The 23,137-nt window shown below is 73.1% G+C and carries 22 protein-coding genes; all 22 read left to right on the forward strand.

The annotated features are described in order from the left end of the window. The first annotated feature begins 36 nt into the window (after positions 1-36). The 22 genes from def (at position 37) to galK (ending at position 23,135) form a co-directional block, all read left to right on the forward strand. Positions 37-570, forward strand: a complete 534-nt coding sequence (gene def, locus ER308_RS19550) for a peptide deformylase (RefSeq protein ID WP_131156538.1) — start codon at positions 37-39, stop codon at positions 568-570. Positions 571-572: 2 nt separating this feature from the next. Further along, positions 573-1,523 (forward strand): methionyl-tRNA formyltransferase, encoded by a 951-nt coding sequence (gene fmt / locus ER308_RS19555; protein WP_131156539.1) that lies wholly within the window; start codon positions 573-575, stop codon positions 1,521-1,523. Then, on the forward strand, positions 1,520-2,857 hold the full coding sequence (locus ER308_RS19560) for a transcription antitermination factor NusB (protein ID WP_165492265.1): 1,338 nt from the start codon (positions 1,520-1,522) through the stop codon (positions 2,855-2,857). Before fmt ends, ER308_RS19560 begins: the two co-directional genes overlap by 4 nt. Positions 2,858-3,003: 146 nt before the next feature. Continuing rightward, the gene (locus ER308_RS19565; RefSeq protein ID WP_131156541.1) at positions 3,004-4,098 is read left to right on the forward strand and encodes a GGDEF domain-containing response regulator; all 1,095 of its coding nucleotides are present in this window, start codon (positions 3,004-3,006) and stop codon (positions 4,096-4,098) included. Between the two features lie 254 nt (positions 4,099-4,352). Then, positions 4,353-5,558: a bifunctional diaminohydroxyphosphoribosylaminopyrimidine deaminase/5-amino-6-(5-phosphoribosylamino)uracil reductase RibD gene (ribD, locus tag ER308_RS19570; RefSeq protein WP_131156542.1), complete on the forward strand. Its 1,206-nt coding sequence runs from the start codon at positions 4,353-4,355 to the stop codon at positions 5,556-5,558. After that, complete coding sequence (locus ER308_RS19575; RefSeq protein ID WP_131156543.1) at positions 5,558-6,238, forward strand: riboflavin synthase; 681 nt, start codon at positions 5,558-5,560, stop codon at positions 6,236-6,238. Before ribD ends, ER308_RS19575 begins: the two co-directional genes overlap by 1 nt. After that, a complete protein-coding gene (locus ER308_RS19580; RefSeq protein ID WP_131156544.1) occupies positions 6,235-7,629 on the forward strand; it encodes a bifunctional 3,4-dihydroxy-2-butanone-4-phosphate synthase/GTP cyclohydrolase II in 1,395 nt (464 codons plus the stop codon). The genes ER308_RS19575 and ER308_RS19580 overlap by 4 nt, the downstream gene beginning before the upstream one ends. Positions 7,630-7,744: 115 nt before the next feature. Beyond that, complete coding sequence (gene ribH / locus ER308_RS19585; protein ID WP_131156545.1) at positions 7,745-8,224, forward strand: 6,7-dimethyl-8-ribityllumazine synthase; 480 nt, start codon at positions 7,745-7,747, stop codon at positions 8,222-8,224. Positions 8,225-8,299: 75 nt separating this feature from the next. Beyond that, positions 8,300-9,082: a prepilin peptidase gene (locus tag ER308_RS19590; protein WP_131156546.1), complete on the forward strand. Its 783-nt coding sequence runs from the start codon at positions 8,300-8,302 to the stop codon at positions 9,080-9,082. A gap of 121 nt (positions 9,083-9,203) precedes the next feature. Further along, positions 9,204-9,635: a hypothetical protein gene (locus tag ER308_RS19595; RefSeq protein ID WP_131156547.1), complete on the forward strand. Its 432-nt coding sequence runs from the start codon at positions 9,204-9,206 to the stop codon at positions 9,633-9,635. A 448-nt stretch (positions 9,636-10,083) separates the two neighbouring features. Continuing rightward, positions 10,084-10,284, forward strand: coding sequence for a 50S ribosomal protein L35 (rpmI, locus tag ER308_RS19600; protein ID WP_131156548.1), 201 nt, complete (start codon positions 10,084-10,086; stop codon positions 10,282-10,284). 189 nt (positions 10,285-10,473) lie between these two features. Further along, positions 10,474-10,836: a 50S ribosomal protein L20 gene (rplT, locus tag ER308_RS19605; RefSeq protein ID WP_131156549.1), complete on the forward strand. Its 363-nt coding sequence runs from the start codon at positions 10,474-10,476 to the stop codon at positions 10,834-10,836. A gap of 90 nt (positions 10,837-10,926) precedes the next feature. After that, on the forward strand, positions 10,927-11,733 hold the full coding sequence (locus tag ER308_RS19610) for a TrmH family RNA methyltransferase (RefSeq protein ID WP_420826262.1): 807 nt from the start codon (positions 10,927-10,929) through the stop codon (positions 11,731-11,733). Next, positions 11,730-12,890 carry a sensor histidine kinase gene (locus ER308_RS19615; protein WP_131156551.1) on the forward strand — a complete coding sequence of 387 codons (1,161 nt, stop codon included), beginning with the start codon at positions 11,730-11,732 and terminating at the stop codon, positions 12,888-12,890. The genes ER308_RS19610 and ER308_RS19615 overlap by 4 nt, the downstream gene beginning before the upstream one ends. Next, positions 12,887-13,924 (forward strand): phenylalanine--tRNA ligase subunit alpha, encoded by a 1,038-nt coding sequence (pheS, locus tag ER308_RS19620; protein ID WP_131156552.1) that lies wholly within the window; start codon positions 12,887-12,889, stop codon positions 13,922-13,924. The genes ER308_RS19615 and pheS overlap by 4 nt, the downstream gene beginning before the upstream one ends. A gap of 63 nt (positions 13,925-13,987) precedes the next feature. Beyond that, a complete protein-coding gene (gene pheT / locus ER308_RS19625) occupies positions 13,988-16,414 on the forward strand; it encodes a phenylalanine--tRNA ligase subunit beta (protein ID WP_131156553.1) in 2,427 nt (808 codons plus the stop codon). 289 nt (positions 16,415-16,703) lie between these two features. Then, positions 16,704-17,540 (forward strand): DeoR/GlpR family DNA-binding transcription regulator, encoded by an 837-nt coding sequence (locus tag ER308_RS19630; protein WP_131156554.1) that lies wholly within the window; start codon positions 16,704-16,706, stop codon positions 17,538-17,540. An 84-nt stretch (positions 17,541-17,624) separates the two neighbouring features. Beyond that, a complete protein-coding gene (locus tag ER308_RS19635) occupies positions 17,625-19,031 on the forward strand; it encodes an ABC transporter substrate-binding protein (protein WP_131156555.1) in 1,407 nt (468 codons plus the stop codon). A 93-nt stretch (positions 19,032-19,124) separates the two neighbouring features. Then, positions 19,125-20,117 carry a carbohydrate ABC transporter permease gene (locus ER308_RS19640; RefSeq protein WP_205745751.1) on the forward strand — a complete coding sequence of 331 codons (993 nt, stop codon included), beginning with the start codon at positions 19,125-19,127 and terminating at the stop codon, positions 20,115-20,117. Then, on the forward strand, positions 20,114-20,938 hold the full coding sequence (locus ER308_RS19645; protein WP_131156556.1) for a carbohydrate ABC transporter permease: 825 nt from the start codon (positions 20,114-20,116) through the stop codon (positions 20,936-20,938). Before ER308_RS19640 ends, ER308_RS19645 begins: the two co-directional genes overlap by 4 nt. After that, positions 20,935-21,984 carry a UDP-glucose--hexose-1-phosphate uridylyltransferase gene (locus ER308_RS19650; protein ID WP_131156557.1) on the forward strand — a complete coding sequence of 350 codons (1,050 nt, stop codon included), beginning with the start codon at positions 20,935-20,937 and terminating at the stop codon, positions 21,982-21,984. The genes ER308_RS19645 and ER308_RS19650 overlap by 4 nt, the downstream gene beginning before the upstream one ends. After that, positions 21,981-23,135 carry a galactokinase gene (gene galK / locus ER308_RS19655; protein ID WP_131156558.1) on the forward strand — a complete coding sequence of 385 codons (1,155 nt, stop codon included), beginning with the start codon at positions 21,981-21,983 and terminating at the stop codon, positions 23,133-23,135. The genes ER308_RS19650 and galK overlap by 4 nt, the downstream gene beginning before the upstream one ends. Positions 23,136-23,137: the final 2 nt, after the last annotated feature.

The following is a 23,137-nucleotide window of genomic DNA, read 5'->3' on the forward strand; positions in this document are numbered from 1 at the left end:
GTGCGTCGCCGGATCCCCGATCCAAGGACGGAAGAGATGGCCCGCCTGCCGATCCGCATCTTCGGCGACCCGGTGCTGCGCAGCCGCGCGGCGGAGGTCACCGACTTCGACGCCGCGCTCGCGCGGCTCGCCGAGGACATGCTGGAGACGATGCGCGCCGCCGAGGGCGCCGGCTTGGCCGCGAACCAGGTGGGCGTGCTGAAGCGGCTGTTCACGTGGGAGGAGTCGGACGAGCACGGCGCGCTGGTCAACCCCGAGGTCGTCGAGACGAGCGAGGAGACCCAGGACGGCGACGAGGGGTGCCTCTCGTTCCCCGGCCTGTTCTACCCCACCGAGCGGCCGTTCCGCGCCCGGGTCCGCGGTCGCGACGTGCACGGTGACGAGATGGAGTACACCGTCGAGGAGCTGCGCGCGCGGATCTTCCTGCACGAACTCGACCACCTCAACGGGATCCTCTTCATCGACCACCTCGCACGTCACGACCGCAAGGAGGCGATGCGCCGGATCCGCGAGGGCGAGCTCGAGCAGCCGCGTCGGCCGGCCGCCGACGACGAGCCCCCCGCGGCCTGATCATGCGGATCTGCTTCTTCGGCACCCCCGAGCCCGCCGTCCCCGGCCTGCGGGGCCTGGTCGACGACCCCGGGATCGAGGTCGCGGCGGTCGTGACCAATCCGGACCGCCCGAAGGGGCGGGGACAGAAGCTCGCCCCGCCGCCGGTCAAGATCGTCGCGGCCGAGGCCGACGTGCCGGTGTGGCAACCGGAGAAGCCCCGCGAGATCCGCGATGACCTGGCGGCGCTCGAGGTCGACGCGTGCGCGATCGTGGCCTACGGCGCGATCCTGCGTCGCGACGTGCTCGATGCCGGGGGCGCCGGCTTCGTGAACCTGCACTTCTCGTTGCTGCCCGCGTGGCGTGGAGCCGCCCCCGTGCCCCACGCGATCGTCGCCGGGGACCGGCAGACGGGGGTGACCTGCTTCCTGCTGGACGAGGGCATGGACACCGGCCCCGTGCTCGGGTCGGCGCGCACGCAGATCGGCGAGCGCGAGACGGCCGGTGAGCTCACCGCGCGACTCGCCGACCTCGGGGCCCCAGTGCTGCGCGAGGCACTGCGCGGCCTCGTGGACGGCTCGATCACCCCGCGACCGCAGCCCGAGGAGGGCGTCAGCTACGCCCCGAAGCTCACGACCGAGGACGCCCGGCTCGCCTGGTCGGAGCCGGCCGACGCGATCGACCGTGTCGTGCGCGCGTTCAACCCGGTGCCGGGGGCGCACACCACGTGGCAGGGCGAGCGGCTCAAGGTCCACCGGGTCACCCTGGTCGCTGCGCCCACCGGCGCCGCGACGCCCGCGCCCGGGACCGTGCTCGGGGTGGACGAGCCCGGCGAGGGGCTCGGCGGCCCGATCGTCGCCTGCGGCGAGGGGACGGTCCGACTCGACGAGGTGCAGCCCGCCGGCAAGCCGCGGATGAGCGGGGCGGCGTTCGCGCGGGGGGTGCGCCTCGACGGGGCCGTGCTGGGCTCGTGAGTCGACCCGGCGAGGATGCGACCGACCGCGGCGCGGGCGTGCCGGCACGGCGGGTGGCGCTGCGGGCGCTGCGGCGGGCCCACCGCGACGACGCGTGGGGCAGTCCGGCGCTCGACGCGGCGCTGGGAGAGGCGCAGCTCGACGCGCGAGACCGCGCGTTCGCGACGGCGCTCGCCCTCGACACGCTGCGGCGCGAGGGCACGCTCGACTGGGCGCTCGGTCAGGTGCTGGACCGCTCGATCGACGACATCGAGCCCGACGTCCGCGACGTGCTGCGCCTCGGTGCGTGGCAGATCGGGTACGGCCGGGTGCCGACCCGGGCCGCGGTGAGCACCTCGGTGGAGCTCGCACGCGAGGAGGTCGGCGCCCGCGCCACGGGGTTCGTGAACGGGGTGCTCCGGGCCCTGGGACGCCGCTGGGACGAGCTCCCGTGGCCCGACCCCTCCGAGCCCGAGGGCCTCGCGCTGGCGACCGGCTACCCGCGCTGGGTCGTCGAGGCGGCGGTGGCCCGCTTCGGGGCGGGGGCCCGGTCGGTGCTCGAGGCCGGCAACGCGCCGCCGGGAGCCACGCTGCGTGCGCGTCCGGGGGCACGCGACGCGCTCGTGGCCGAACTCCGGGACGCCGGGCTGTCGGCTGAGCCGGGCCGGCTCCACGAGCTCGCGGTGCGCGTGCCGGGAGCCGACCCGCGACGGCTCGCCGCCACGCGGGAGGGGCGTGCCGTCACCCAGGACGAGGCGTCGATGCTGGTGGTCGATGCCCTCGACGCTCGACTGGACCCGCACAGTCGGGTTCTGGAGCCGTGCGCCGCCCCCGGGGGAAAGGCCAGCGACCTCGTCCTGCGGGGTCACCGCGTGGTGGCCGCGGACCGGCACGCGGGACGCGTGCGCGAGATGGCGGACCTCGTCGGGCGGTTGGGCATCGACCTCGACCTGGCGGTCGCCGACGGGACGACGAGCCCGTGGCGCGACGGCGCGTTCGACGCGGTGCTCGTGGACGCGCCCTGTACGGGCCTCGGCACGGTCCGTCGTCGGCCCGAGTTGCGCTGGCGGCGCGATCCTGGCGATCCGGGCACGCTCGCGGAGCTGCAGCGCGCGTTGCTCGCGGCAGCCGTGCGATCGGTGCCATCGGGCGGGACGGTGTGTTACAGCGTGTGCACGTGGACCGCCGCCGAGACCGACGAGGTCGTGGCCTGGGCGCTGGCCCACCTACCCGTGCGGCTCGTCCCCGCTGACGGGCCGCCGGACGCGGAGGCGGCGCACGCTGGCGCGGTGCAACTGCGCCCGGACGAGCACGACAGCGACGGCATGTACTACGCCGTGCTGCGGCGGGAGTAGGCACGGCCCCGGGCCGGCTCGCGGGACCGGTCCGGCGGAGGCACTCGAGTCGCCGGCTCGGCGGCCGACGGGTGGGGCGCGTGCGCCCGATTCACCACCGACACCAGCATGGTGGGGCAGGCAAGGCGCCCGCATGGCGGAGGGCGATGGCTGAGCGAATCCTCGTGGTGGACCACGAACCGGAGACCCGCCGGTTCGTGGAGGTCAACCTGCGCTTGTCGGGCTACGACGTCGAGACCGCCGAGACCGGCCGGCAGGCACTCGCGTTCGCGCGGGAGTCGACCCCGGACCTCGTCGTGACCGATGTGGCCACCCCGGACATGGACGGCTGCGAGATGATCCGTGCTCTGCGCGCACGCGGTGCGACGAGCCACGTGCCCGTGATCGTGCTGACATCGCGGGCGCTGACGGGGGACCGCGTGCTCGGCCTGACCGCCGGTGCCGACGATTACCTGCGCAAGCCGTGCGACCCGGCCGAGCTCGTCGCGAGGGCCCGCTCGCTCCTGAACCGAGTCGGTGAACTGCGGGCCACCTCGCCGCTCACGGGGCTGCCCGGCAACCACCGGATCGATCGGGAGCTCGCGCGCCGCGTCGGTCAGCGCGAGCCGTTGGCGCTGGCGTACGCGGACCTGAACCACTTCAAGACGTTCAACGACCGGTACGGGTTCCTGCGGGGCGACGACGTGCTCGCGTTGACCGCACAAGTGACCCGCGACGCCGTCGCCACCTGCGGCGACCCGGAGGCGTTCGCCGGCCACATCGGCGGCGACGACTTCATGGTGCTGCTGGCACCCGACTGCGTCACCGGCCTGTGCGAGACGATCATCGCCGAGTTCGACCGGCAGGTGCCGTCGCTGTACGACGACGAGGACGCGGCACGTGGGTACCTGGAGCTCGAGGACCGCCGCGGGCGCGCGCACCGAGCCGCCATCGTGTCGATCGCCATCGGCGTGGCGACCACCGAGCGTCGCTGGTTCGCCGACCATCGGGCGATCGTCGAGGTGGCGACGGAGCTGAAGACGTTCGTGAAGCACAACCGGCCCGGCTCGGCCTACGCCATCGACGGGCGCCGCGATCACGGTCCGCCGGCGCCACGAACCGAGCACGACGGGCACGACGGGGTGGACGCGATGGACGGGCCGAACGGCGAGTCGTCCGTGACGCGCGACCGCGACCACGCGGCGGTAGGCTTCGGCGGGAACGCGTCCGCGGGGCAGGGTGAAATCCCCGACCGGCGGTGACTCGCGCCCGGCGCGGGAAGCCCGCGACCCGTCGGCACACTGACCGACGGTGGATCCGGTGACGCGGCCGGTACGGCCGCCAGTCCGGAGCCGACGGTGAGAGTCCGGAGGAGAGCGGCGCGACGTGACGGGCCGGCCGACGCCCGTCGTCTGCCGTGCGCCCCGCGGAGCCTGCGTCCGTCCCGACAGCCGGCCCGGTGGGCAGGGGGTGCACGGTGCAGAGCACCACGGCTCGACACGAGCCACCGGCCGCCATGTCCGCGACCGCGGAGGACCTCGCCTGCATGGATCGCGCGCTCGCGCTGGCCGAGCACGCCCGCGGGCACGCACGGCCCAATCCCGCGGTCGGCTGCGTGGTCACCCAGCAGGGGACCCTCGTGGGGGAGGGGTGGACACAGCCGCCCGGGGGTCCGCACGCGGAGGTCGTCGCGCTCGAGCGCGCGGGCGCGCGGGCGCGCGGGGCGACCGCCTTCGTCACCCTCGAGCCCTGCGACCACGCGGGTCGGACGGGCCCGTGCACGCGGGCGCTGATCGACGCGGGCGTCGCTCGGGTGGTGATCGCCGCCGCCGACCCCGACCCGATCGCCGCCGGGGGGCGGGCGACCCTCGAGGCGGCCGGGATCGACGTGACCACGGGGCTGCGCGCCGACGTCGCTCGGGAGCAGAACGCCGCGTTCCTGCATCCGCTGGAGACCGGGCGCCCCTTGCTCACCGTCAAGCTCGCGGTGAGCCTGGACGGGCGCATCGCCGCCGCCGACGGGACGAGCCAGTGGCTCACGGGGTCGGGGACGCGCCAGCGCGCCCATCGCCTGCGCGCGGACTGCGACGCGGTGGTGGTCGGCGCCGGGACGGTGCTCACCGACGATCCCCGGCTCACGGTCCGGCTCGACGAGTCCACCCGCCAGCCGTTGCGGGTCGTGCTGGATCGCCGCGCTCGGACGGCCGCGGGGGCGCGGGTCTACGACGACGCCGCTCCGAGCCTGGCGATCGTGGGTGCCGAGGCGGACGCGGGCCATCTCGTCGACGCCGGCGTGGGGGTCGCGCGGTTGCCGGCCGCGGATGGCGATGGCGACGATGCCGGCGATCTGCTGGCGGCGCTGGCCATGCTCGGGTCGCGCGGCGTCCAGTCGGCCCTGCTCGAGGGCGGCGCCCGCCTCGTGGCGAGCTCGTTGGCCGCAGGGTGCGCCGACCGCCTCGCTGTGCACATCGCGCCCGTGTGGCTCGGCGACGACGGCCGGCCCGGCGCGGTCGGTCTCGACATCCGCACGCTGAGTGAGGCGCCTCGCTTCGGGCTCGAATCGGTGGCGCGGGTCGGGGACGATGCCGTGCTGCACTGCCGTGCACCCGCTCCCGTGCCTGATCCCGGCGCTCGTGACCCTGAACCCCACGCTCCTCACGGTACCTCCGGCGGGCTCCGACCGGGCCGGGGAGCGGTGCCCCCGAACACGGAGGCGGGCTGATGTTCACCGGGATCGTCGAGGAGCTCGGATCGGTCGCGGGGATCGAGCGCGACGGCGGCAGCGCCCGCCTGCGCGTGGCGTGCCGCACCGTGCTCGCCGACACCGGCGTGGGCGACTCGGTGAACGTGAACGGGTGCTGCCTCACGGCCACGCGCATCGATCCCGCGGAAGGCTTCACCGCCGACCTGATGGGCGAGACCCTCGATCGGACGGCGCTGGGGGTGCTCGCCCCCGGGGACCCGGTCAACCTCGAGCGGTCCGTGCCGGCGAACGGGCGCTTGGGCGGTCACCTCGTGCAGGGCCACGTCGACGCGGTCGCGACCGTGGAGGAGGTGGCCGACCTCGGCACGTGGACCCGCATGACGATCCGGGCGCCCGCCGACCTGCGGCCCTACCTCGTCGAGAAGGGATCGGTGACCGTCGACGGGGTGTCGCTCACCGTGGCGGAGCTGGGTGGCGACACGTTCGCGCTCGGCCTGATCCCGCACACCCTCTCGGTCACCACGCTCGGCCGCCGAGCCGCCGGGGACCCGGTCAATCTGGAGGCCGACGTGATCGCGAAGTACGTTGAGCGGATGCTGCGTGCCGGGACACCCACCCCGTACGACGCGCCGGACGCGTTCCGCGGCACCGTCGCCGATACCGCGCCCACGAGCAGGCAGGAGGACGCGCAGCCATGAGCGCTGGGGAGCACGCGACCACGACGGGCGCCTCGCCCGGGACACCACCGCCCGAGGCCACGCAGGCGCGCGATTCGGGTGACCCGCGCGGGGCGTCCGAGCCCGAGGCGCACTTCTCGCCGGTCGCGGCCGCCATCGGCACCGTGGCCGCCGGGGGGATGGCCGTCGTCGTCGACGACGCTGACCGCGAGAACGAGGGGGACCTGATCATGGCCGCGGAGGCCGTGACCCCCGAGGCGGTGGCGTTCATCGTCCGACACACGAGCGGGGTGGTCTGCGCGCCGCTCTCCGGTGAACGGCTCGACGCGCTCGACATCCCCCTGATGGTCAAGGGCGGCTCCGACCAGCACGGCACGGCGTTCACCGTGAGCGTCGACCTCGCCGAGGGCACCACCACCGGCATCAGCGCCGCGGACCGCGCCGCGACCCTGCGCGCGCTCGTCGACCGCTCGCGAGGCCCCCGGGACTTCAACCGTCCCGGCCACATCTTCCCGTTGCGGGCACAACCCGGTGGCGTGCTCAAGCGCGCCGGGCACACCGAGGCCGCGGTCGACCTCGCCCGCCTGGCGGGTTGGCAGCCGGCCGGCGTGCTCTGCGAGCTCGTGAACGACGACGGCACGATGATGCGGCTGCCGGAGCTCACCGCGTTCGCTCGCGACCACGACCTGCCGATCATCTCGATCGCGGACCTCATCTCCTACCGCCGCCGCTACGAGAAGCTCGTGCGCAGGGTCGCCGAGGCCACGATCCCGACCCCGTACGGGCCGTTCACCGCGATCGGCTACGAGTCCCTGGTCGACGGGCTCCAGCACGTCGCGCTCGTGTGCGGCGACCCCTCGGGCAAGGACGAGGTGCTCGTCCGCATGCACTCCGAATGCCTGACCGGGGACATCTTCGGCAGCCTGCGGTGCGACTGCGGGACCCAGCTCAACGACGCGCTGCGCAAGATCGCCGACGCCGGCGAGGGCGTGCTCGTGTACATCCGGGGCCACGAGGGCCGGGGCATCGGGATCATGCACAAGCTCCAGGCCTACAAGCTCCAGGACGACGGGCACGACACGGTCGAGGCCAACATCGAGCTCGGGTTCCCGGCCGACAGCCGCGACTACGGTACGGGGGCCCAGATCCTCGTGGACCTCGGTCTGTCGACACTGCGCCTGCTCTCGAACAACCCCGCCAAGCGCGCCGGGCTCGAGGGCTACGGGCTCGAGATCGTCGACCGCGTGCCGATCGAGACGACGCCGACCCCCGAGAACCTGCGCTATCTCGAGGCCAAGCGCGACAAGATGGGCCACCAGCTCGTCGGGCTCGCCGACGCGGTCGAGGAGGCGCTCGAGGAGGAGCAGGAGGCGGCCGGGGGCGAGGAGGAGGCCGAGGAGCCGGACCGCTAGGCGCGGAGCCACAGGAGCAGGGACTGCACCCGCGAGCGGAAGGCTCGGGACGGGGTGCTGCGGGCGAACGGGCGCCGACGGTGGCTGTCGGCCCCGCGGACGATGGGAGCGATGGATGCAGGTGCACGAAGGACCGCTGGACGCGACCGGGCTCAGGGTCGGCCTGGTCGCCGCGCGCTTCAACGAGACGGTGGTACGGCGTCTCGTGGACGGTGCACAGGACTGCCTGCGACGCCACGGAGCAGACGACGACGCGATCGAGCTCGTCTGGGTGCCCGGTTCCTGGGAGCTGCCGTTGGTGGTGGATCGTCTGGCCGCGCGCGGCGATCTCGACGCGATCGTCACGTTGGGCGCCGTCGTTCGGGGCGAGACCGCGCACTTCGACTACGTCGCGGGTCAGGCCGCCGACGTGGGGCAGCTCGCGGTCCGCCACGGCCTGCCGATCAGCAACGCCGTGCTGACCACCGAGACCTACGATCAGGCGGTCGACCGTGCCGGCGGCAAGCTGGGCAACAAGGGATGGGAGGCCGCCCTCGCGGCCATCGAGACCGTCCGTGTCCTCCAATCCGTCTCGGGCGGGACCCGGCGCTCCTGACGGACTCGTGCGGTTCACAGGCGCCGCTGCCGGGGTTCCGGCGTGCGCCGGCGGGAGCAGGCAGACTACGCCGCCATGACCCTGCCGACCGTCGCCGTGGCCGTGCTGCTCGGCCTCCTAGCCGGCTCGTTCGCGAACGTCGCGATCGTCCGTGTCCCCGAGGGTGGCTCCGTCGTGCGTCCGCGCAGCGCGTGCCCGGGATGTGACGCGCGCATCGCGCCCCGCGACAACGTGCCGGTCCTCTCGTGGCTCTGGCTGCGGGGACGCTGTCGATCCTGCGCCGAGCGGATCCCCGTCCGCTACCCGCTGGTCGAGATCGGCATCGGCGTGCTGTTCGGCGTCGTGGCGTGGCGGGTCGGCCTCGACCCGCTGCTGCCGGCGTGGCTGTTGTTCGCCTGGACCCTGTTCGTGCTCGCCGTGATCGATCTGCGCGTCCGTCGGATCCCCAACCGCCTCACCTACCCGCTGACGCCCGTGCTGCTCCTCCTCGTGGTCGGTGGTGCGTTGCTCGGCGGCGATCCGGCAGGAGCGTTGCGGGGTGTGCTCGGCGGAGTCGCCGCGTTCGCCGCCCTGCTCGCCCTCGCGCTGATCAGCCCGCGCGGGATGGGGATGGGGGACGTCAAGCTGGCGGGGTTCATCGGCGTGGGGCTCGGCCCGTTGGGCTGGGGGGAGGTGCTGCTCGGGGTCTTCGGCGGCTTCCTGGTCGGGGGGATCGTCGCGATCGCCCTGCTCGCGACCGGGCTGCGCACCCGCAAGGACTACGTGCCGTTCGGTCCCTCGCTGGCGGCGGGGGCGCTCGCGGCGTTGTTGGTCGGTGAACCGATCATCGACGCGTACCGTGCCGCTGTCGGCATGTAGCCTTGCGGCGAGCCCCAGCCGGACGGGTGGATGCTCGGCCGCGGCCACCGGCGCGCGGGCAGCGCAGCCAACGGTACGGGGTAATCCCGACCATCCCCGTGGAATCAAGGAGGTCCCAGCGATGAGCGGCGACCCGCAGGAGCAGCAGCCGAGCGACGAGCAGATGCGCGCGTACGTCGAGCAGTTGCGCGCAGCCGACCCCTCCGAGATCGTCGCGCAGGCCTTCGCGATGCTCGGGACCGGGGCCCAGACCAAGCTGGGACGCCCGGACGCGCGCGTGTTGATCGACGCGGCCCAGGCGATGGTCGACGCGCTCGAGGGGCGGCTGCCCGACCAGCTGGCCCAGGGGATGCGCAACGACCTCTCGCAGCTGCAGCAGGCGCAGGTGCAGTCCGAGAGCGAGGCGGGGGCCGCGCCCGAGCAGCAGGCCGGCCAGTCCGACCTCGGCGCGGCCCCGGGCGGTGGTGACGCTGCCTCGGGTCAGGGCGGCGAGCAGTCCTCCGAGCAGAGCGGGCAACGTGCCGCGGACCGCCTCTGGATCCCCGGCCAGTAGCCGCTTGCCGGGGCGCCGCGTCGCGGGCGCGCCCGGGGAACGATAAACTCGGACGGTCGGGTGCGGTCGTCTCCACGCCCGACCGTCGAGCGACGACAACCGAATCATCGAACGAACGACAAGTGGGAGCGCCTCTCCCCACCCCGCGAGGCCCGGAGCACCGGCCGCACTCAGCGAGGGTACGCGCGATGCACGACCGACCGGCGGCCACCGGGCGTCGGCTGGGTCGTGGCAGCGCGCGCGAGGAGGCCGCTCCCGTGGGGAGCGGCCGTCGTGTGTTCGGCCTGGGCTCGCGCCGGGCGGAACGGGTTCCAGACGGGTCGCACCCCAACGGGCCGGCGTCCCGCCACGGGTCGTCAGCCAGCCCGCGTGCGGGCTGCGCGTGAGGACGTTGCGCGCGTGAGGACGTCAGGGACCGAGCCTGCAACCGACACCGAGGGGAACCGCCATGCCGAAGCAGAAGCGTCACAGCGGCGCTCGTGACCGCTTTCGCGTGACCAAGAACGGCAAGGTGCTGCACCGGCGGCAGAACCGCAACCACCTGCTCGCGAAGAAGACGAGCCAGCGCAAGCGTCGGCTCTACGGCACCGATGAGCTCACCGGCGGCGACGCCAAGCAGGTCAAGCGCATGCTCCGCCCGGACCAGTAGCCGCGCGGCACCCGAGCATTCGCCCGACCGACGGGCGCGCGCCCGGCCCACGGGCATTGGCCCGACCGACGGGCGCGCGCCCGGCCCGCGGGACCCGCTGGATCCGCCGGATCCGCTGGCTTCGTCGGGCCCGCCGGATCACCGGAGAAGGCTGATCCGGCTCACCGCCCACTCCCGAAAGGACGACCCATGGCTCGTGTGAAGCGCGGTGTCCACGCGCGCAAGTCACGCCGCGAGATCCTGGAAGCTGCCCGCGGCTACCGCGGCGCGCGGAGTCGCCGCCTGCGCGTGGCGAACGAAGCGGTCATGAAGGCCGGCAACTATGCCTACCGCGACCGCCGTCAGCGCAAGCGCGACTTCCGCCGGCTCTGGATCACGCGCATCAACGCCGCGGCTCGCCAGCAGGGCGTGCCGTACAACCGATTCATCAGCGGCCTCAAGGAGGCCGGCGTCACGGTCGACCGGAAGAACCTGGCGGACCTCGCGGTCCGCGACCCGCAGGCGTTCGGCGAGTTGGTACGGATCGCCGAAGGCGCGCACGAGGACCGTTAGGCTGCCGGTCGACGGCAACGTCGACGCGACCCCGCTCGACCCGGAGCACCCACTGCGGTGACGCTGATAACGAGCCCCGACAACCCCACGGTGCGGGCGGTGCGGAAGCTCGCTCGCCGCCATGGACGCTCCGGCGCCGGCCGGCTGCTGGTCGAGGGTCCCGACGTCGTCGCCGAGGCACGCGAGTACCTGGAGCAGGTGTTGATCTCCGAGCGCGCGGGGGAGGCCGCTGAGCGCACGGCGACCGATCTCGCTGCCGGTGGGGTGGACGTCCGGTACGTGGACGCGGGCGTGTTCGAGAGCGTCGCCGACACCGTCACCCCGCGCGGCATCGTCGGGATGGCACGGCTGCCCGAACCCGATCTGCCGACGGTGCTTGAGGACGCGCGGCTCGCGTTGCTCTGCTGCGGGCTGGCCGATCCGGGGAACCTCGGCACGGTCCTGCGCACGGCCGACGCGGCCGGCGCGGACGCGGTGATCGTGGGGGCGGGCTCGGTCGACCCCGCGAACCCCAAGGCGGTACGCGCGAGCGCGGGATCGCTCTTCCACCTGCCCGTCGTCGACGACGTCGAACCCGCGCGTGCGCTCGTGGCCGCCCGCCGAGCCGGCCTCCGCCCCGTGGGTGCGGACGCCTCCGCCTCGACGCCCCACACCGACGCCGATCTCGCCGCCCCGACGCTCCTCGTGCTCGGGGGCGAGGCCGCGGGACTGCCCGCGGAGGTGGCGCACGGCTGCGCGGAGCTGGTCCGCATCCCGATGCTCGCGACGCCGCGCCCCGGGTACCGAGGGGTCGCCGAGTCGCTGAACCTCGCCGCCACGGCGGCCGTGCTCGCGTTCGAGGCTGCGCGCCAGCGGGCGCCACGCACCGCGAGCCCCGGCGCACCGGAGTCGGTATGAGTCGTGGCCACGGGCACCTCCCCGACACCGCAACGCTGGAGCTGCTGCCGGATCCCGTCGTCGTCGTGGACGGCCGGGGACTCGTCACCGCCGCGAACGAGCTCGCGGTGCGCCTGCTCGGCGCCGATCCGCGCGGCGCGCGGGCGGACGAGATGATCGCGCTGCGGGACGAGGCCGGGCACGACTGGTGGACGACCGACTGCCCGCAGGACGGCGACGCCTCCGTGCGCCACCGGATCCCCGAGCGCGACCTCTGGCTCGAGGGCGGTGGCCGCGCGCGACCCGTCACCCTCACCGGGGCCCGGCAGCGCGACGCGACCGGCGCGGTCGGGCTCGTGCTGTGCCTGCGCAGGGCCGAGCGTCGGCAGCGCCTCGACGCTGCCCGCAGCGATCTGGTCGCCACCGTCAGTCACGAACTGCGCTCGCCCTTGACGGCCGTCAAAGGGTTCACGAAGACCCTGCTCGCGAAGTGGGATCGGTTCACCGACGACCAGAAGCGCCAGATGCTCACGACCGTCAACGCGGACGCGGACCGCGTCACGCGGTTGCTCGGCGAGTTGCTCGACGTGAGTCGGATCGACGCGGGGCGGCTGAAGCTACAGCGCGCGCCGGTCTCGCTGGGTGGGCTCGCGGCGCGGGTGGCCGACCGCTTCGCCGCGGACGACGGGGTCCACGAGCACGACGCCGCCACGGTGAGGGTGCGCGACCCGAGGGATCTCCCCCGGGTGCACGCCGACGAGGACAAGCTGGAGCAGGTCCTCACCAACCTCGTCGAGAACGCGACGAAGTACGGGGCCGGGAGGATCGAGATCGTGCTCACGGCCGGGGAGCAGGAGATCGGCTTCTCGGTCACCGATCAGGGTGGGGAGATCGCCCCCGAGCACCTCGACCACCTCTTCACGAAGTTCTATCGTCGCTCGGGTGAGCGTCACACCGGGACCGGCCTGGGCCTCTACATCTCGAAAGGTATCGTGGAGGCCCACGGTGGGCGGATCTGGGCCGAGAGCGACCCGGCCGAGGGCACCCGCTTCCATGTCCGGTTGCCGCGGGCCCCCGAATTCGAGGCGCCCTCGCAGGCCGCCGGCCATCGAACCGATCACGGCACCGACGCAGGCACCCCGGCACGACCGACGACCGACGGCGGGGGAGAGGCATGACCGACACCGCGACGACCGACGAGGTCACCCGTCTGCGCGACGCGGGACTCGCCGCGCTGCGCGCCGCGGGCGATCTCGACGAGCTCGACGCCGCGCGCAGTGCCCACCTCGGTAAGAAGTCGGCGCTCGCGCAGGTCCAGCGCACCCTCGGCCAGCTCGACGACGACCAGCGACGCGAGCTCGGGCGAGCCATCAACGCCGCCCGTGAGGAGCTCGCCGAGGCGGAGGCCGCCCGCCGCGTCGAGCTCGAGGCCGAACGCGACCGCCACCAGCTCGCCGCGGAGGCCGTCGACGTCACGCTGCCGCCACGGGTGCCGCGTCAGGGCCGCCTGCACCCGGTGCAGGAGACGATGGAGGCGATGCTCGACGTCCTGATCGGCCTCGGCTATCGGGTCGCCGAGGGGCCCGAGGTCGAAACGGACTGGCACAACTTCGACGCGCTCAACACGCCGCCGGACCATCCCGCGCGGAGCCTGCAGGACACGATCTACGTGCACCCGATCGACGGGCAGGCGCAGGTCGGCGAGGACGGCTCGACCGGCATCCTGCTGCGGACCCAGACCTCCCCGGTGCAGATCCGCACGATGCTCGCGCAGGACCCGCCCTTGTACGTCGCGATGCCCGGACGGGTGTTCCGCGCCGACACCACCGACGCCACGCACCTGCCGATGTTCCACCAGATCGAGGGGCTCGCGGTCGACCGCGACCTGTCGTTCGCGGACCTGAAGGGCAGCCTCGTCGTGGCCGCCCGGGCGCTGCTCGGCGAGGACGTCCGGCTGCGCTTCCGGCCGCACTTCTTCCCCTTCACCGAGCCATCGTGCGAGCTCGACGCCTGGTACGGCGGCAAGTGGATGGAGCTGCTCGGCGCCGGGATGGTGCATCCCAACGTGCTCACCGCCGGCGGCCTCGACCCGGACGCCTACCGCGGGTTCGCGTGGGGCATGGGCGTCGACCGCCTCGCGATGCTGCGCCACGACATCGGGGACCTGCGCCTGTTCGTGGAGAACGACCTGCGCTTCCTCGAGAGCCTCTAGCCCCGGACGTCCTCGCGTGCCCCCGCCCCATCCCCGGTGACCACCTGCGACAGGAGCTGACCCGTGCGCGTGCCCTACTCCTGGCTCCGTGAGCACGTCGAACTCGACCTGCCGGTGCAGGAGCTCGCCGAGCGTCTCACGCTCGGCGGGATCGAGGTCGACGACATCGTGCGCCCGACCGCGGGCACCCGTGGGGTGCGCGTGCTCGAGGTCACCGACGTGGAGCCGGTCGAGGGCAGCGACAAGCTCCACCTCGTGGAGGCGACCGACGGGGCCGAGACCTGGCAGATGGTCGCCGGGGCCAGCAACTTCGGGCCCGGTGACCGGGTCCCCGGGGCGTTGCCGGGGGCGACGTTGCCCGGCGGGCTCGAGGTGGGTCGCCGGACGCTGTTCGGGCACACGTCGAACGGGATGCTCGCCAGCCAGTACGAGCTCGGCCTCTCCGACGACCATTCGGGGATCTGGGTGCTCGAGCGGGACGCGCCGCTCGGCGCGGACCTCGCGGACTGGCTCGACCTCGACGATCCGGTGCTGGTGCTGGAGGTGACCCCCGACCGTGGCTACGCGCTGTCGATCCACGGGCTCGCGCGCGACATCGCCGCGATCGTCGGTACCGAGGTCCACCTGCCCGAGCCCGAGGCGCCGCAGGGTGACCCCGGGGTACCGGTGACGCTGCACGACACCGAGCGGTGCCCGCGCTTCGACGCCCGGCGGATCTCGCGGGTGACCGTCGGGCCGTCCCCGGCATGGCTGCAGCGCAGGCTCGCGGCGGCGGGCATGCGCCCGGTCTCGAACGTCGTCGATGCGACGAACCACGCGATGCTCGAGACGGGCAACCCGGTGCACGCCTACGATCTCGCGACGCTCGCGGGCCCCGCCATCGAGGTGCGCACCGCCCACCCCGGCGAGCGGCTGCGGACGCTCGACGGCGTCGACCGTGCCCTGGACGCCGACGACCTGGTCATCTGCGACGCGCAGGGGCCCGTGGCGCTCGCCGGCGTGATGGGTGGCGAGGCCACCGAGATCTCCGCCGGCACGAGCGAGGTGCTGCTCGAGGTCGCGAACTTCAGCCCCACGACGGTGCTGCGCACCGCTCGACGGCACGGGCTGCACACCGAGGGTTCGCGGCGGTGGGAGAAGGCCGTGCCCGAGGAGGGCGTCACGCTCGCCGCGACCCGCGCTGCCGGGCTGATCGCCGAGACCTCCGGTGGGGAGGTCACCGGCGGCAGCGACACCCATCCCCGGCCCCGACAACGCCCGACGATCCACCTGCGCACGCGGCGGGCGGCCGCGCGGCTCGGCCTCGACCTGTCGACCGACGAGCAGCGGGGCCTCCTCGAGCGCATCGGCTGCGAGGTCACGGAGCCCGCGCGCGACGAGGCGGCGATCGACGTGACCCCGCCCGCCTACCGTCCCGATCTCACCCTCGAGGCGGACCTGCACGAGGAGATCGCCCGGCTGCACGGCTACGAGCGTGTGCCCGAGCAGGTGCCCTCGAGCGGTCAGGTCGGCCGGCGCGAGCCCGAGCACGAGGCCCGGCGCGCCGTTCGCCGCAGCCTCGCGGGCGGCGGGTGGACGGAGGTCATGCCGTTCCCCTTCATGGCCGAGGACGACCTCGAGTTGTTCGGCCTCCCCGCCCACGACCGGCGACGGCAGCCGATCCCCCTCGTCAACCCGCTGTCGAAGGAGGAGGCCGTCCTGCGCACGACGCTGCTGCCGGGCCTCCTGCGCGTCGTGCGCCACAACGCCAACCGGCAGGTGCCCGACGTGGGCATCTTCGAGGTCGGGCGGGTGTTCCTGGCGCCCGTGTCCGACGAGCCCGGCGCCGACGGGGGTCCCGACGGGGTGCGGCTGCCCGCCGAGCCGCTCCTGGTCGGCTTCGCCGCGACCGGGGCCTTCGAGCGTCCCCGGTACGACCGGCCGGCCCGCCCGGCGGACGTGTTCGACCTGCTCGGCGCGGTCGAGCTCGTGCGCGAGGCCGTCGGCCGTGGCGGCATGCACGTGGAGCCCACCGAGGAGGCGCCGTACCACCCCGGACGGGCCGCGCGGCTGAGCCTCGACGGGGTCGCGCTCGGGGCCGTGGGCGAACTGCACCCCCGGGTCGCGGAGGCGGCGGGGGTGCCGCCCCGAACGCTGGTCGGCGAGCTTCGCCTCGCTCCGCTCGTGACCGGCGGGGTGCGGTCCCGCGTGGCCCGTCATCCCTCCCCGTTGCCCGGCGTGCGTTTCGACGTCGCGGCCGTCGTGGACGAGGCCGTGCCCGCGGCGGAGGTCGAGGCTGCCGTGCGCGCCGGGGCCGGGCCGCGTCTGGCGGACCTGCGTCTCTTCGACGTCTATCGCGGGCCGTCGGTGGGTGACGGCCGCAAGAGCCTCGCCTACCGGGTGCGCATCGAGGATCCCGAGCGTCAGCTCACCGACACGGACGAGCAGGCGGCGATCGACGGGGTCGAGGAGGCGGTCCGGGACCGGGTCGGCGGGTCGCTGCGACGCTGACCCACGCAGGGCCGCCGCCCGCCCCGTTCCGGCGTGGCCGACAGCACGCGCGGGTGGTCCGGGGGAGCGGGGCGAGCGTCTCCCCAGGCCGAAGGTCCTCGGGTCGTGGGTCGATCGGACTTGTCGTCGCGAAAGCTTCGAGGGGGGTATTGACCTCGTAGTAGCGTTTACGTAACGTAGTTGCGGAAGCGACGATGTCCCGCTTCTTCCCGCTGTATCGGGTCGTCGTGGGCGGTTCGGAGGTTTCGAAAGCGACCGGCGATGACCTTCCTTGATCGAAAGGCGTCAGGTGGGTGACGAGGAGCCGGTGTCGGCGGCTGCGCGGCGCGAGCTCATCCGTGAGTTCGTGAACCAGCGTTCGTTCACCCACGTGACCGAGCTCGTGGAGCACTTCGGGGTGTCCGCCGTGACGGTCCGCGCCGACCTCGAGCTCCTCGCCCAGCGGGGGCAGCTGAGGCGGGTCAGGGGCGGCGCGCTGCCGCGGGCGGCGAGCGGCCCCGAGCAACCGTTCGAGCGCACGGCCGACGTCGCAGCCGGCGAGAAGGCGGCGATCGCCCGCGTCGCTGCCGATCTGGTGGAGGACGGGCAGACGGTGCTCTGCGACGTCGGCACGACGACGACCGCGTTCGCCCGCGCCCTCGCGGAGCGCGACGACCTGCGGGACGTCACCGTCGTCACCAACGGCCTGAGCGTCGCGCGCGAGCTCGAAGCGGCGATTCCGCGCATCGCGGTGGTCGTGACCGGGGGAACGCTGCGGTCCCTGCAGCACAGCCTCGTGAATCCATGGGCCCTCAAGCTGCTCGGGGAGCTCACCGCGGACGCCGTCTTCCTCGGCTGCAACGGGGTGGACCCCGAGGCGGGCATCACGAACGCGAACCTGCCCGAATCCGAGGTGAAGGAGGCCATGCTCACGCGCGCGAGGCTGCGCGTTGTCCTGGCGGACGCAAGCAAGCTCGGCCGCGTGTCGGTCGCGCGACTCTGCGGCGTCCGGGACGTCGACCTGTTGCTCACCGATGCGGGGGCGGAACCCGACGTGGTGACCGCGCTCGAGGACACGGGGCTCGAGGTGCGCCGGGCCGAGGTCGCCGAGGAACGCGCGGTCGCCCCGCTCGTGCCCGCTGGATAGCCCTCGACGTCACCGGAGCACGCAGGGCCGGCGGGGAACCGGAGAACCCATCCGACGGGGGTACGAGAGAAAGGCAATGCGCCGATGCGCTACCTGAGGTTCGCCCTACTGATCGGCCTCGTGGCGGTCCTGATCGCCGCGTGCGGCGAGGCCGACGACGACCCGATCGCCGATCTCGAGGACGAGGACGACGTCGCCGAGGATCCCGACGACGACCCCGACGACCCGGAGGACCCCGACGACCCGGACGACGACGAGGACGACGCCGCGCCCGACGACGTCGATCCCGAGGACCCGGACACGATCCCGGAGGACGCGGTCGAGATCTTCAGCTGGTGGACCGGTGCCGGCGAGGAGGCCGGGCTGCTCGCGCTCATCGAGATGTTCGAGGAGCAGCACCCCGAGTACGAGGTCGTGAACTCGGCCGTGGCCGGCGGTGCCGGCGTCGACGCGCAGGCGGTGCTCACGAGCCGGATGCAGGCTGGCGACCCGCCGAGCACCTTCCAGATCCACGCCGGTCGCGCCTTGCTCGACCAGTGGGTCGAGGTCGACGCGATGCAGCCGCTCAACTTCCTCTACGACGAGGAGGGCTGGTGGGACGTCTTTCCCGACACCCTGCTCGAGATGACCACCGACGAGGACGGGAACATCTATTCCGTGCCGGTCAACGTCCACCGCAGCAACGTGATGTGGACGAACCCCGAGGTGTTCGAGGAGGCCGGGGTCGAGGTCCCGACCGACTTCGACGAGTTCTTCTCTGCCGCCGAGGCGATCGAGGAGGCCGGCTACACCCCGCTGGCGCTCGGTGACAACGAGACGTGGACGCTTTTGCACACCTGGGAGACCGTCCTGCTCGCCACCGCGGGGCCCGACATGTACAACGACCTGTTCGCCGGCGACGCCGACTGGACGAGCGACGAGGTCGTCGAGTCCTTCGAGGTCCTCGGCGAGATGTTCGAGTACGTCAACGACGATCACGCGGCGCGCAACTGGCAGGAGGCGAGCCAGCTCCTCGCCGAGGGCGACGCCGCGATGAACATCATGGGGGACTGGGCCGGAGGCTACTTCTGGGTCGATCTGGAGCTGGAGCTCGAGGACGAGTTCGGTTGGGCCCCGACGCCGGGCACCGACGGGAACTTCATCACCGTCGTCGACACGTTCGGCCTCCCCGAGGACGCACCGAACGAGGAGGGCGTCGTCGACTGGCTGCGGATCCTCGGCTCCCAGGAGGGCCAGGACACGTTCAACCCGCTGAAGGGCTCGATCCCCGCGCGGCTCGACGCCGACGAGGGGGAGTACAACGCGTACGGGCAGGACACGATGGACGACTTCCAGTCCGATGAGCTCGTGCCCTCGGTCGCGCACAACAGCGCGGCGCCGCCGGATTTCACCGACGATGCGCTGGGCGTGCTCGAGGTCTTCATGTCGGAGCGCGACCCCGAGGTCGCGGTGCAGGACCTCGAGGCGGCCGCCGAGAGCTTCCTGCGCTAACCCGAAGCCCGGAACCGGGGCTGGCGGCCCCGCGTGGACCGCCGGTCCCGGTCGCCGGCCCCCGGGGAACTCGTGGGTGGTGAGGAGCGTGCGGTGAGTACCACGGCCCGTACCAGGCCCGGCGCCACGTCCGAGGCGACGCCAGCGCCGGCTCGCCGGGTGCGCGTCGATCGTGACCGGATCGTCACCCTGGCGATGGTGGCCCCCTCGGTGCTCGCGATCGGCGTGTTCGTCTACGGCTTCATCGCGTGGACGGGCTGGGTGTCGGTGAGCAACTGGACGAGCTTCGTCCGCGACCTGTCCTTCGGCGGTCTCGACGCCTACCGCTGGATGCTGACCGATTTCCGGTACCTGTCGGGGCTGCGCAACGTGATCGTGTTCACGATCCTGTTCGTCGGCGCGTCGCTGCTGATGGGCCTGATCATCGCGATCGCGCTCGACCGCAGCCCCCGCGGCCATCCGGTGTGGCGCACGATCTTCCTGTTCCCGCTCGCCATCTCGTTCGTGGTCACCGGCGTGGTGTGGCAGTGGTTGCTGAACCCCTCCGCCGGCTTGAACATCCCGCTCGCGAACCTCGGGCTCGAGGACCTTCCGCTCTGGTACGTCAGCACGACGATCGTGCCCGGCGTGACCTGGGGGCGGATCGAGATGGTGGTCCCGCTCGCGCTCGTGGCGGTGGTCATCGCCGCGGTCTGGCAGCTGTCCGGGTTCGCGATGGCGATCTACCTCGCCGGGCTGCAGGGCGTCAGTGAGGACCTGCGCGAGGCGGCCAGGGTCGATGGCGCGAGCGAGCTGCAGATCTATCGCCGGGTCGTCCTGCCGCCGCTCAAGCCCATGACGATCACGATCATCATCGTGCTCGGCCACATGGCCCTCAAGACCTTCGACCTGATCTACACGATGACCGGTCCCGGGACCGGCTACGTCACCGACGTCCCGGCGGTCTACATGTACGAGTCGACGTTCCGCGCGAACCAGTTCGCGCGCGGCGCGGCGATCTCCATGTCGCTCCTCGTGCTGATGCTGCTGCTCATGGGCCCGGCGATCCGGGCGCGCCGGAAGGTCGAGGAGGAGACGGCCGCATGATCGCTCGGCTCGCGCTCCCGCGGGTGGCGCTGTACGCGCTGCTCGGCCTGTTCGCGGTGTTCGTGCTCGTGCCCGTCTACCTGATGGTGGTCACGAGCCTGAAGTCGCCCGCCGAGGCGATCCTCAGCCGCATGTGGCACCTGCCGGGCGATCTCAGCCTCGACGCCTGGCGGAGCGCGTTCGCCACGCTCCGCCCCTACCTCGTCAACAGCTTCCAGCTCGCGGTCCCCGCCACGGTCCTCTCGGCCTTCCTGGGCTCGCTCAACGGCTTCGTGTTCGCTCGTTGGCGCTTCCCCGGCTCCGAGATCGTGTTCAACCTCGTCCTCTTCGGGCTGTTCATCCCCTACCAGATCGTGCTCATCCCGCTGGTCGTGACCATGCAGTCGATCGGGCTCTACAACTCCATCGGAGGGCTGGTGCTCGTCCACGTGATCTACGGGATCCCGATCACCACGCTCATCTTCCGCAACTTCTACGCCCGGATCCCGCAGGAGCTGCTGGACGCGGCCAAGGTCGACGGCGCCGGGGTCCTCTCGCTGTACTGGCGGATCGCCGTGCCGCTCTCGCTGCCGGGGTTCGTGGTGGTCGGCATCTGGCAGTTCACCCAGGTGTGGAACGAGTTCCTCTGGGCGGTGACGCTGACGAGCGCGGGACAGCGGCCGGTGATGGTGGCGCTGCAGAACCTGTCGGGGGCGCAGATCGTCGAGTGGAACGTCCAGATGGCCGCCGCCCTGCAGGCCGCGTTGCCAACCCTGATCGTCTACGTCCTCCTCGGGCGGTACTTCGTGCGGGGGCTGCTGGCGGGAGCCCTGAAGGAATGATCGACCCGTCGCTCCCACACCGGCGCTACAACCCCCTCACCGACGACTGGGTCGTCGTCTCGGCGGGGCGCACCGACCGGCCGTGGCAGGGTGCGCAGGAACGCCCCCCGGTCGAGGAGCGTCCCTCCTACGATCCCGACTGCTACCTCTGCCCCGGCAACGTGCGGGCGACGGGGGCGCGCAACCCCGACTACGACCGCACCTTCGTGTTCACCAACGATTTCGCGGCGCTCTCGCCCGACGTCGCCGAGGAGGAGACGGCGCCCCACCCGTTGCTGCGTGCCCACACGATGCCTGGAACCTGTCGGGTGCTCTGCTTCGACCCCCGCCACGACCTGCGCCTGGCGCGCATGTCCCCGCCGGCGATCCGGCGGGTCGTGGATCTGTGGGCAGAGCAGGTGGCCGAGCTCGGGCGCGACTGGCCCTGGGTCCAGCTGTTCGAGAACCACGGTGAGGCGATGGGGGCGTCGAACCTGCACCCGCACGGCCAGGTGTGGGCGAGTCGGGTGGTCCCGCGCGAGGCCACCCAAGAGGACCGGTGCCAGCGTGCATATAGGGACGCGCACGGCCGGCCCCTGCTCGTCGACTACGCGGACGTCGAGGCCGCTCACGGGCACCGGGTGGTGGTCGCCACCGACCGGTGGCTCGTGCTGCTGCCCTTCTGGGCGCTGTGGCCGTTCGAGACGCTCGTGGTGCCGCGGCGCCACGTGACGCGCCTCCCGGATCTGGACGACGTCGAACGCGACGACCTCGCGGTCGCGTTGTCCGGGCTGCTCTCGCGCTACGACGACCTGTTCGACCATCCGTTCCCGTACTCCATGGGCTGGCACGGCGCTCCGGAGACCGAGGGCGATCACGCGCACTGGCAGCTGCACGCCCACTTCTACCCGCCCCTGTTGCGCTCGGCGGTAGTGCGCAAGCACATGGTCGGCTACGAGATGCTCGCGAACCCGCAGCGGGATCTGACCCCCGAGGACGCCGCTCGCCACCTGCGGTCCCTGCCCGCCGAGCGCTCCGGTGAGCCCGTCGGGGGCCCCGAGCCGTGAGCGGTCACCCGGCGATAGACCGGGCCGCGCGGGCGGCGCGCGACCGGTGGGGGGCAGCCCCGACGCTGGTCGCACGGGCGCCCGGGCGCGTGAACCTGATCGGCGACCACACCGACTACAACGATGGGTTCGTGCTGCCGCTGGCCATCGATCGGGACACCGCCGTCGCCGTGCGACCGCGTGGTGACGGCCGAGTGGTGCTCCACAGCGAGGCGACCGCCGCCCCCGCGACGTTCGAGGTCGCCGAGGTGGGGGAGCGGCTCACGGGATGGGCCGCCTATCCCCAGGGCGTGGTGCACGAGCTCCGTTACCGGGGCGTCGCGGTCGGTGGCTTCGAGGCGACCATTGCCAGCGACGTGCCGCTGGGGTCCGGGTTGTCGTCGTCGGCCTCCCTCGAGGTCGCGGTCGCTGTCGCGGTGTCCGGTCTCGCGGGAGCGACGCTGCCACCGGAGGTGGTGGCTCGCGTGGCCCAGCGGGCCGAGACGCGGTGGGCCGGGGTGCCGTGCGGGATCATGGACCAGCTCGCCGTGGCGGCGAGCCGGGACGGGGCCGCGCTGCGCATCGATTGTCGGGACCTGTCCCTGCGGGCCGTTCCCGTCCCTCCCGACGTGGCGGTGCTAGTGCTCGACACGGGCACTCGGCGGGAGTTGGCCGGCTCGCACTACCAGAGGCGCCGCGAGGAGTGCGCCGAAGCGGCCTCGGCGCTGGGTGTCGCCACCCTGCGTCATCTCGATCCCGAGGCCGATGGCCGGTTGCCGGAGTCGGTGGCCGCGATCGATCGGCCGCTGGCTGCCCGTGTGCGCCACGTGTTGACCGAGAACGCCCGGGTTCTCGAGACCGCCACCGCGCTCGCCGCGGGCGACGTGGAGGGCGCGGGGACCCTGATGGACGCGAGCCACGTCAGTCTTCGCGACGACTACGAGGTGTCCACACCCGAGCTCGACACGGTCGTCGAGCACGCCCGCGCGCAGCCCGGCTGCCACGGCGCGAGGCTCACGGGCGCCGGCTTCGGGGGATGCGCGGTCGCCCTCGCCGACGCCGACCGCGCGTGCGACGTCGCCGAGGCCGTGGGCAGCGCCTACCGCGCGGCGACCGGACGTGACGCCGCGAGCTACCGCTGCCGACCCGCCGAGGGCGCTGCGCTCTTGTGAGC

It is taken from the genome of Egibacter rhizosphaerae (genome assembly GCF_004322855.1).
GTDB lineage: Bacteria > Actinomycetota > Nitriliruptoria > Euzebyales > Egibacteraceae > Egibacter > Egibacter rhizosphaerae.

Bases quoted from the DNA above. Each gene is read 5' to 3' on its own strand.
- ER308_RS19590 (WP_131156546.1), top strand. From the start codon at position 8,300: ATGACCCTGCCGACCGTCGCCGTGGCCGTGCTGCTCGGCCTCCTAGCC.
- fmt (WP_131156539.1), top strand. From the start codon at position 573: ATGCGGATCTGCTTCTTCGGCACCCCCGAGCCCGCCGTCCCCGGCCTG.
- ribH (WP_131156545.1), top strand. From the start codon at position 7,745: ATGCAGGTGCACGAAGGACCGCTGGACGCGACCGGGCTCAGGGTCGGC.
- rplT (WP_131156549.1), top strand. From the start codon at position 10,474: ATGGCTCGTGTGAAGCGCGGTGTCCACGCGCGCAAGTCACGCCGCGAG.
- ER308_RS19635 (WP_131156555.1), top strand. From the start codon at position 17,625: ATGCGCTACCTGAGGTTCGCCCTACTGATCGGCCTCGTGGCGGTCCTG.
- def (WP_131156538.1), top strand. From the start codon at position 37: ATGGCCCGCCTGCCGATCCGCATCTTCGGCGACCCGGTGCTGCGCAGC.
- ribD (WP_131156542.1), top strand. From the start codon at position 4,353: ATGTCCGCGACCGCGGAGGACCTCGCCTGCATGGATCGCGCGCTCGCG.
- ER308_RS19595 (WP_131156547.1), top strand. From the start codon at position 9,204: ATGAGCGGCGACCCGCAGGAGCAGCAGCCGAGCGACGAGCAGATGCGC.
- pheS (WP_131156552.1), top strand. From the start codon at position 12,887: ATGACCGACACCGCGACGACCGACGAGGTCACCCGTCTGCGCGACGCG.
- rpmI (WP_131156548.1), top strand. From the start codon at position 10,084: ATGCCGAAGCAGAAGCGTCACAGCGGCGCTCGTGACCGCTTTCGCGTG.
- ER308_RS19575 (WP_131156543.1), top strand. From the start codon at position 5,558: ATGTTCACCGGGATCGTCGAGGAGCTCGGATCGGTCGCGGGGATCGAG.
- ER308_RS19615 (WP_131156551.1), top strand. From the start codon at position 11,730: ATGAGTCGTGGCCACGGGCACCTCCCCGACACCGCAACGCTGGAGCTG.
- ER308_RS19565 (WP_131156541.1), top strand. From the start codon at position 3,004: ATGGCTGAGCGAATCCTCGTGGTGGACCACGAACCGGAGACCCGCCGG.
- ER308_RS19580 (WP_131156544.1), top strand. From the start codon at position 6,235: ATGAGCGCTGGGGAGCACGCGACCACGACGGGCGCCTCGCCCGGGACA.
- ER308_RS19645 (WP_131156556.1), top strand. From the start codon at position 20,114: ATGATCGCTCGGCTCGCGCTCCCGCGGGTGGCGCTGTACGCGCTGCTC.
- ER308_RS19650 (WP_131156557.1), top strand. From the start codon at position 20,935: ATGATCGACCCGTCGCTCCCACACCGGCGCTACAACCCCCTCACCGAC.